The sequence below is a fragment of the Wolbachia endosymbiont of Drosophila seguyi genome (assembly GCF_028981765.1).
In the GTDB taxonomy this organism is placed as follows: domain Bacteria; phylum Pseudomonadota; class Alphaproteobacteria; order Rickettsiales; family Anaplasmataceae; genus Wolbachia; species Wolbachia pipientis.
Window position 1 is genome coordinate 1 of sequence record NZ_JAPQLM010000089.1, and the last position, 8,739, is coordinate 8,739.

The window sequence follows — 8,739 nt, forward strand, 5'->3', positions numbered from 1 at the left end:
TAAAAAACCATATTAAAAACACCAAATACTTTCAAAATGATAAAGGTGAATTTGACAAAAATAAATTCTATGAAACGCTAAATGACCTGCATATGACAGAGAAAGAGTATATAGCAAAGCTAGAGAAAGTCCTGCCTGCAATGATGTTCATGACTTCATTATTTAAAGATAATTATCCAGTAACTTTTGGCGAGAAAATTGATGAGCAGATATACAAAAGTCGCTACCAAACTAGAGTAGTTGATATTGTTAAAATAACTGAAGATGCAGTTACAAACATTCCTGAACCAGATGATCAAGCCTTACTTGATTTGTACGAAAGAAATAAATCCCATTTTTATTATCCTGAGTATCGAACTGCGCAATATATTTCCCTAGGCCAAAAGTATTTTGAAGATCAAATCAAGATCTCAGATGAAGAAGTTGATGGTATAATAGAACAACAAGAACTTAAAAATCAAAGAGATATATTCAATGCAATATTTTCTACCAAAGAAGAAGCTGAGACAGCAAGAAGAGCATTTGAGGAGGGTAAAACAAGCTTTGAACAGATAGTAGAAGAGTTTGGCAAAGCAAAACTTGAGGAAACTAGAGTAAATAATATAACTAAGGATTTTTTACCAGAAGACGTGAGAGAGAAGGTATTTGCTCTTAAAGTAGGTGAAGTAAGTGAAGTTTTAGCAAGCAGTTTTGGTTGGCACATAGTAAAAGTGGAAAGTGCGCATCAAATCTCTGATGAAGACTTAGTTGATTTAAAAAAAGACATAAAGTCAGTTCTAACTAACCAAAAGTCTTTTGAAAGAGTCAATGATTTCATAAACCAAGTGAACTATAAGATATACAATGGTTCAGAAATTGAAGAAATATTGAGTGAATATAATTTACCTATACAAACTATTGGTCCAGTAGATGCGAGTGGAAAAGATCAAAGCGGTAATAACGTAGGAGATTCTGGTGATTTGATTTCTTTCATTTTTTCGCGAGAAAAGGATCAGAAAGGTTATTTTAAGGGCGTTGGGGACGCCGTTGTTAGTGTAAAAATCGTCGATATCTTTCCACCCAAATTGCAAAGTTTTGAAGAAGGCAAGGCATTAGCGGTAGAGCTTTGGCGTAGTGAGTTTATAAAAGAAAGAATGTTTAAATTCGGGCAAGAGGTTGCAGTTCAACTAAGAGAAAAAACAGATTTGGAAGAAATTCAAGGTGTGGAATTAGTTAAAGGTCAGCAGATGCCCCGCAATAAAGTGGATCAACAAAACTACCCCTTTTCTTTTGTAGAAGAGATTTTCAATATGAAAACAACTGGTTCAGTGACAGATCCTATTCAATACAATAATGAAATTATAATAGGTGTTCTAAAAGAAATGCATTCATCAAATGGCAAATTAAACACGCTTGACACCGGAAAACGTGTGATGATATCGCTAAAAGAGCAACTAATTAGCTATCTGGAATCAAAGTATAAAGTCGAAGTTAATCACGCTATACTTGATGATATATAATCAAAAATCTTATAAGCTGCTTCAAACGCATCCAGTGCCCAGACACACAACTGTACGAACATTGCGATTTGAGAGCAATCTTCACTAGAAAGGATGTCATCCCAGTGCCCAGACACTGGGATCCAGGAATTTTATTAAGTTGGTAAGCATAAAAGTAGCCGTTTTATGTTAAAATACAACGTTTTAATGATTAAAAAAAGGCTGGATTCCAGTGTCAAGCACTGGAATGACACCATTTGCTGTGCAATTTACCTTCAAAAATGAATGTTCGTATAGCTGTGCGCCCGGCACTGCCCTACATTATTGGTAATTATATTATAAGGTGCAAAAGCTGTATAATTCATTTGACTTAAAACGGCTCATTGTATAAAATTGTGGCTAATATATGAATAAAGGTTAACATGGCAGTTAAAATAAGGTTGGCGAGGTTTGGCGCAAAGAAACGCCCTTTTTATAGGATAGTTGTAGCTGATTCACGAGCACCAAGAGATGGGCGTTTTATTGAGAAAATAGGACAATATGATCCAATGTTACCAAAAGACAATAAAAATCGTGTTGTGGTGAAAGCTGATAGATTAAAACATTGGCTAAGTGTAGGCGCGCAGGCAACTGAAAGAGTACTGTGGTTTATCAAAAAAGGCATAGTAACTTTAGAAACAGAACCAAAGAAAACAGAAAAGAAGAAAGTAGAGAACGAGAAAGCACAAGGGCAAGAGGCATAAGTCTCTTAAAATGCTAAATACTGATTTAACAAACAGCGATAAATTAGACGATATTGTATCTTCTGATTTGTCAGCTATGAATGACTTTGTCTTCAAAAATGTCAATGATGAAGATGCTAAGCTTGCTACTGATATTATATCTCATCTTGTTAGGTCAGGTGGAAAAAAAATAAGGCCTAAACTAGTTTTTATTATATGTAAAATGCTAAACTATTCTGGGGAGAATAGGATCAACGTTGCTGCATCGGTAGAGTGTATACACAATGCTACTTTACTTCATGATGATGTGCTCGATGAAAGTGAGGCACGCCATGGAGTTAAAACAGCGAATAAGATTTGGGGAAATAAATCAAGCATTTTAGTTGGTGATCTATTGTTGACTCTAGCATTTAGATGGCTTATAGAGTGTGGAAATTTAAATATTCTCTCTATTTTATCTAAAGCATCGCATTTACTTGTGAAGGGTGAAATAAAGCAGATGACAGCACGCTTTGCCCCCCACACAGTCAGGGAAAATTATTTTGATATCATTGGAGAAAAGACAGCATCTTTATTTTCTGCATGCTGTGAAGCTGCATCAACAGTATCTGGTGCAACAAATGACGAAACAGAGAGGCTAAAGAATTTTGGTTTTAATTTTGGTATGGCATTTCAAATAGTTGATGATATGCTCGATTATACTGCTAATCAAGGCACTTCTGGAAAGCAAGTCGGAAAAGACTTTTTCGAAGGTAAAGTCACCTTACCTGCTATTATAGCATACGAAAAGGGCAGTCCAGCAGAGCAAAAATTCTGGGAAAAATGCTTTTCTTCAGCTAGACACAATTTTGACCAAGCATTACACTATATTAATCACCATAATGCCATTCAGCTTTCTATGGAAAAAGCTAGACACTACATTAATATGGCACAAAATGATATTAGTACTTTTTCTGATTCTTTTTATAAAACTACTTTAATTAACTTTTTAAATGCGAGCATAGAAAGACGAATGTAGCTGGCGCTTGATATTTTCAGATTAATTGTTATATATTTATTAGATTCTTAAGGGTAATGATATGTCAGATAGCAGTAAGGAGAAAAAGAAGAAGTTTGCTGATATGGTAAGTAGGCAGAAAGGTGACGACCAACAAAGTGATAACCATAAGCAAACTGATGATTTAAATGAAGATCTCAATACATTAAAAGAACGTGCAGTTCAGCTTGAAGATCATTTACGCCGTGCTGTTGCAGATAATGAAAACGTCAAACGTATAATGCAAAAGCAAATTAGCGATGCAAGTGACTACGCAGTCACAAAACTTGCACGTGATATGATCGACTCGTGCGACAATTTAAAAAGAGTAATGGAAATTTTGAAAGACGGTGATCCTGTTCATGAGGGGATTAAAGTAGCTTATCAAAAAATTATAAATGATCTAAAAAAACATGGAATAGAGGAAGTAGACCCACTTGGTGAGCTTTTTGATAGTAATTTACACCAAGCTGTTGTGGAAAGAGAAGACAATGAAAAAGAGCCTGGCACCATTGTAGAGGTACTACAAACTGGTTATACTATCAAAAATAGGTTGCTCCGCCCTGCAATGGTTATTCTTTCTAAGAAATCTGCTGATTGTGGAAACGATTAGCATGAGGTAAATGTATAATGACAAGTATTGTCTTTTCAGGTATCCAGCCAAGTGGCGTACTACATTTAGGTAATTATCTTGGTGCAATCAAACAGTGGATAGACTTACAGGATAAATACAAATCTCTTTTTTGTATTGTCGACCTACATGCAATCACAGCAAATAAGCTTCCCGCAAGTGAATTAAAAAGTAATATTTTCAAAACAGCAGCAGCTTATATTGCATGTGGAATAGATCCAGAAAAGTCCATTATTTTTAATCAGTCCACAGTTAGTGGTCATGCAGCACTGGGCTGGCTGCTTGGGTGCTATACACCAATTGGTTGGCTTAATCGCATGACTCAATTTAAAGATAAAGCTGGCAGCGATAAACAAAAAGCCTCTCTTGGATTATATAGTTATCCAGTACTTATGGCTGCAGATATATTGTTGTATCAAACTAAATACGTTCCTGTTGGTGATGATCAAAAACAGCATTTGGAGCTTGCACGTGATATTGCATCAGCTTTTAACAATCATTATAAGCTGGATCATTTCATCGTACCTGAAATCTTAACTTTGGATTGCACATCAAGGATAATGAGCTTAAGAGATGGTACAAGCAAGATGAGTAAATCTGATCCTTCAGAACATTCGTGCATTAACCTTGATGATACGGATGACTTAATTGTCAAAAAAATAGAAAAAGCAAAAACAGATTCAATTCTAGGCTTTGCTACTTTAGAGTGCCGACCAGAAATAAGCAATTTGATAAACATTTATTCAGTGCTTAGTAATGTAAATGTGAAAAAAGTATGTGAAGAAGTGAACAAACATGACATGAAGCACTTCAAAAAAGAGTTAGCTGATTTAATTATCAGTGTTATATCACCCATACGTGAGAAAATGAATGATCTTTTAAAAGACCAATTCCATTTACATGAAATATTAAAAAAAGGCACAAAGAAAGCAGCAGAAATTGCAACCCATAATATAAAAGAAATCAAGGATATTATTGGATTTGCTCAATATCTGTAAGGTTCCAAAGTGTGATGGTGCGAACCGTCATACCGCCGCGGTATCTCAGCCGCTAACACGTAGCGGGATGACGGTTTTTCAAATTGTCGGTAAATCTAAGTCAGTTTAGCTATAGGCAGCAATTTTCTGTATTTATTTTAAGTTGAAGAAAGCTCAAATGAAAAATCGTGTTTTGCTAAAAATCACAGAATGCAGTCTGGTTACAAAATTCTCTAATGGTCTTAAATAAAACTTCCAGTGAATGATTGTCAGACATACTGTGCTCTGCTGATTTTATTAAGTGTACTTCAACATCGGTTGACTTAATTTTTTCAGCTAAATTCAATGAAGTTTGATAAGGAACATCTTTATCATTAATGCTATGCAGCAAGCGCACAGGACAGTTTATATCTATTGTCTTTTTGTTTAAAAGAAGGTTCTTTCTGCCATCTGCGATCAAATTTTTAGTTATTTTGTATGTACAATGCTCTGAAGTAAAATCTATTACACCTTTAGAATCTAGTTCTTCTTTTTGCTTGCCTGACAATTGCTTGAATATCAAATCTTCAGTAAAATCGGGAGCAGACGATATACCAATTAGTGCTGCAATTTTTTCTGGAAATTGAAGGGCAGTGAGCAACATCAGCCATCCTCCCATACTTGAACCTATAATTATTTGTTTATCGCTAGTTAATTCACTCATTACTTTAGCACAATTTTTTTGCCAATCACTTATCGTGTAATCAATAAAATTACCACTTGAATGACCGTGACCAAAATAATCAAATAGCACAAGTGCTACGTCATTTTCTTGGCAAAATTTGTAAATAGCAGTTGCTTTAGTTCCATCCATATTGGATGCAAATCCACCGAAAAAAACTACAGAAGCTTTCTTTCCTTGTAGCTTTCGATATGCTATGTGACCATTATTTCCATCAAACAATTTACAATAATCCATACTACTTTGGCAAAGCAACCGGGCTATCACTCAATTGATGCAAATAACTAACTAGATCTGCAATTTCTTGTGGATTGGAAATACCTGCAAATGCCATACGTGTACCTTTTATATAGGCTTTTGGGTTCTTTAAAAAGGCAAATAGCTCCTCATACCCCCATTTTCCACCTCTTTCAAGCACTGCTTTTGAGTAATTGAATGAGTTACCAAGATGGGCCTTTTTATTTCCAACTATGTTCCATAAGTTTGGTCCTACTTTATTCATTCCACCTTTCTCAAAACTATGGCAGGCTATACATTTTTTTGCTGCTGATTTACCTTTCTCAAAGCTAGCATTCTGCATGAGCGCTCCAATATCAAGCGCCACTTGTTCGATTTTTTGCTGGAACTCATTGCTGCCAGCAGCTACTATCGTTTGGTGTTCAATCTTATATTCTTCTGGACTGTAAAGCATATCAACTACATTACTAACTATCATAATGATTAGCCCAGAAAGTAAAATCGATGCTGCAATCTTATTAAGCTCCATAGTTAATTTTTATTAAGTAATGTTACTTAAATTATGCGAATATTTTCGCAAATAGCAACCAATTACCTTGAAGCTCGCTAAAGATGAGAGTCTCTATAGCTAACCCAAGAAAGGTTTTCCTACGTCCATACCGCCGCGAACCGTCATACCGCGATTCATTCGCGGTATCTCAGCCGCTAACAAGAGATCCCGCTAACAAGTAGCGGGATGACGAGGTTCACTGCCATTAAGTTAAGGAAAGAATGGTTAAAAACTGAACTAAAAAGTCAGAAATAATTAAGGATTTATGACAAATACTGAAACAGAATAGAGTAAACTTTAAAGCAGATAAACTCTGAAGTGTAAATTACTTAAGAAATAGTTTGTTTAGAAGTCATTTTACAGGAGCTATGGCAATAAGCTACCCAGTTATTATCAGAAGATATGAATACTACCTCTAGTCAAAATATGTGTTTTCTAACCCTTTTTTGGTAATTGAACGCACGAAGATAAGGTACCTTATGACGATCAACTTTCCTTCCCTTTCTTACCGCCAAAGTGTTCATCAAAAATAGCTTTGATAATTGATCCATAATGCAGTCAGTATCTGATTCCGTAGCAAAAATGTCGAAAGCCAAGTTTTTGATCGCGTTAAATGAGACAGATTTGTTAATGCTCCTCTTAAGCTTATCATCGGTTAAGTCCATATTCAACGCTTCTTCTACATCTTCTGTCATAACACTTTCTAGGTTGCTAATAAAGATAGCTGACCAAAAATCCTGTTTAACAGACTCAACACTTTTTCCTGTAAAATTTTCTAGACTTAGTCTTCCTTTGAGTTTTGCAAAAAATGTCTCAACTCCCCAGCGTAAAAAATATAACTCCTTAAATCCTCCAGTTTGAAACTTTTGTTCATCCATTAATGATGTAGCTAACACTTCAATTTCACCAGATGGCAGTACCACTTTGAAGCGTTATTCCACTATTTTCTTGTTTTATCTTACGCTGAGCACATATGGTAACCTCAACACTAGATGGGCTTTTTTCTTCAAACATAGCATTCACTTCATTAAAAGATGATCTGGGACATCGAATGACATAAGCAATTTTTCTTTTTGTAAGGCTAGAAAGAAATTTATAAGATAAATATACAAATCAGTAAGTCATTAGTATTTACAACTTTAAGCATTCCATCTGCTAAGTTAATTTCATGAGTGTTACCTCTATCTAACACTGACCTTATGGCAACATTATTTAGCACATCTTAACAAACCGCAAAGGTTGCACTTGCATAATCACCTAAATCTTTTGGTTTTTGGTTACGTATTTTTCTTGAGCCAAATTCATTTTTTATTTCAACGCTTGTTGGCAAAATGATTTTGGAGGCATCAAGAGCTAACACTCTAAAGCCAAAACAAGTTTTAAATTTTTGGTCTTGGTAGTACAAGGAAACCACACCTTCGTTAATTTCTGAAAATGCACTGTGTTTCATTTTTTTCTTGCTTGACTAAAAGCACTAGCAGTAACGGTATAGTCTTTTTTCCTATATAAAATAAATTCGTTTAGTATTACTTGCAGCGACTTTACACTTTTTCTTAAAATTAAGATAAATATGTCAATAAAAGATAACTTCCTCTTTCTCATAAAATCTTTTGAAGATGATTTATGGGATTCTATAAATTCTAGACTTGCCAATTCATTTTGAATAAATTTTATTACTGCCTTTTTTACTCATACTACCTTTAAACTTATTGGTATACATCATTATCCCATAAAATCTATCTTTTTTCCTTAACTTAATGGCAGTGAGACGAGGTTATCGTCATGCCGCCACGAACCGTCATACCGCGATTCATTCGCGGTATCTCTTAGCCGCTAACAAGTAGCTGGATGACGATTGTCAGGGTGTAATCCCAGTGTCCCTATGATGTCATCCCAGTGCCCAGACACTGGGATCCAGGAAAGTTTGCTTGTAAGCAAGCAAACTAGCACAGAAAGTGGTTACAACATTTTCGATGAGATTATATGGAAAACTGGATCCCAGTGTCAAGCACTGGGATGACAAAAAAAGGAGCACTGGAATGTCACCATTTGTTATGTTTAACAAAGTTCGTACTTAGCTTCATGTTAGCCATAAATATTTAAGAAATTTACCAAATGGAAAAAAAGGCAAAAGAAGCCCCATGGTTAACTAGTTCTGACACTGGTTTCCATCCAAGACGGCAGTAGCCCCTTCGGTGTCATTCCAGTGCCAAGCACTGGAATGACAAAGGAGAGCAGTGTCAGCTACTTGGATGACACCTTTTTTCTACTTAGTGTGGGTTATACAAGAAGTCTATTGTATGGCTATTGCTGGTCGTATATTACTTATAGCTTATCTATTCAAATTGCAACTTTGTTTTTCATAATTAATTATTGACAGAAATTAT

General features: G+C 35.3%; 8 protein-coding genes and 2 pseudogenes. 6 read left to right on the plus strand and 4 right to left on the minus strand.

The features are described 5' to 3' along the window. The 5 genes from OZD62_RS01895 to trpS form a co-directional block, all read left to right on the plus strand. Window positions 1-1,499 (plus strand): peptidylprolyl isomerase (locus OZD62_RS01895; RefSeq protein ID WP_275019317.1); only part of this gene is annotated, 1,499 nt, incomplete at its 5' end. 401 nt (window positions 1,500-1,900) lie between these two features. Beyond that, window positions 1,901-2,221, plus strand: a complete 321-nt coding sequence (gene rpsP, locus OZD62_RS01900; protein ID WP_006279266.1) for a 30S ribosomal protein S16 — start codon at window positions 1,901-1,903, stop codon at window positions 2,219-2,221. A 10-nt stretch (window positions 2,222-2,231) separates the two neighbouring features. Next, window positions 2,232-3,218 (plus strand): polyprenyl synthetase family protein, encoded by a 987-nt coding sequence (locus tag OZD62_RS01905; protein WP_275019318.1) that lies wholly within the window; start codon window positions 2,232-2,234, stop codon window positions 3,216-3,218. A 61-nt stretch (window positions 3,219-3,279) separates the two neighbouring features. Beyond that, complete coding sequence (locus OZD62_RS01910) at window positions 3,280-3,849, plus strand: nucleotide exchange factor GrpE (RefSeq protein ID WP_182282656.1); 570 nt, start codon at window positions 3,280-3,282, stop codon at window positions 3,847-3,849. A 17-nt stretch (window positions 3,850-3,866) separates the two neighbouring features. Then, complete coding sequence (gene trpS, locus OZD62_RS01915) at window positions 3,867-4,865, plus strand: tryptophan--tRNA ligase (RefSeq protein ID WP_275019319.1); 999 nt, start codon at window positions 3,867-3,869, stop codon at window positions 4,863-4,865. 175 nt (window positions 4,866-5,040) lie between these two features. On the opposite strand, the gene OZD62_RS01920 is transcribed toward trpS, so the two are convergent. From OZD62_RS01920 to OZD62_RS06160, 4 genes and pseudogenes are all read right to left on the minus strand, one after another. Beyond that, window positions 5,041-5,802, minus strand: coding sequence for an alpha/beta hydrolase (locus OZD62_RS01920; RefSeq protein ID WP_275019320.1), 762 nt, complete (start codon window positions 5,800-5,802; stop codon window positions 5,041-5,043). 1 nt (window position 5,803) lies between these two features. Continuing rightward, complete coding sequence (locus OZD62_RS01925; RefSeq protein WP_010082469.1) at window positions 5,804-6,331, minus strand: c-type cytochrome; 528 nt, start codon at window positions 6,329-6,331, stop codon at window positions 5,804-5,806. A 440-nt stretch (window positions 6,332-6,771) separates the two neighbouring features. Further along, window positions 6,772-7,278 (minus strand): annotated as a pseudogene (locus tag OZD62_RS06155) (transposase); the annotation flags it as partial. 51 nt (window positions 7,279-7,329) lie between these two features. Continuing rightward, window positions 7,330-8,026: pseudogene (locus OZD62_RS06160) on the minus strand (transposase); the annotation flags it as partial. 181 nt (window positions 8,027-8,207) lie between these two features. On the opposite strand from OZD62_RS06160, the gene OZD62_RS01935 reads away from it, so the two are divergent. Further along, window positions 8,208-8,372 carry a hypothetical protein gene (locus tag OZD62_RS01935; protein WP_162829040.1) on the plus strand — a complete coding sequence of 55 codons (165 nt, stop codon included), beginning with the start codon at window positions 8,208-8,210 and terminating at the stop codon, window positions 8,370-8,372. The last annotated feature ends 367 nt before the right edge of the window (window positions 8,373-8,739 follow it).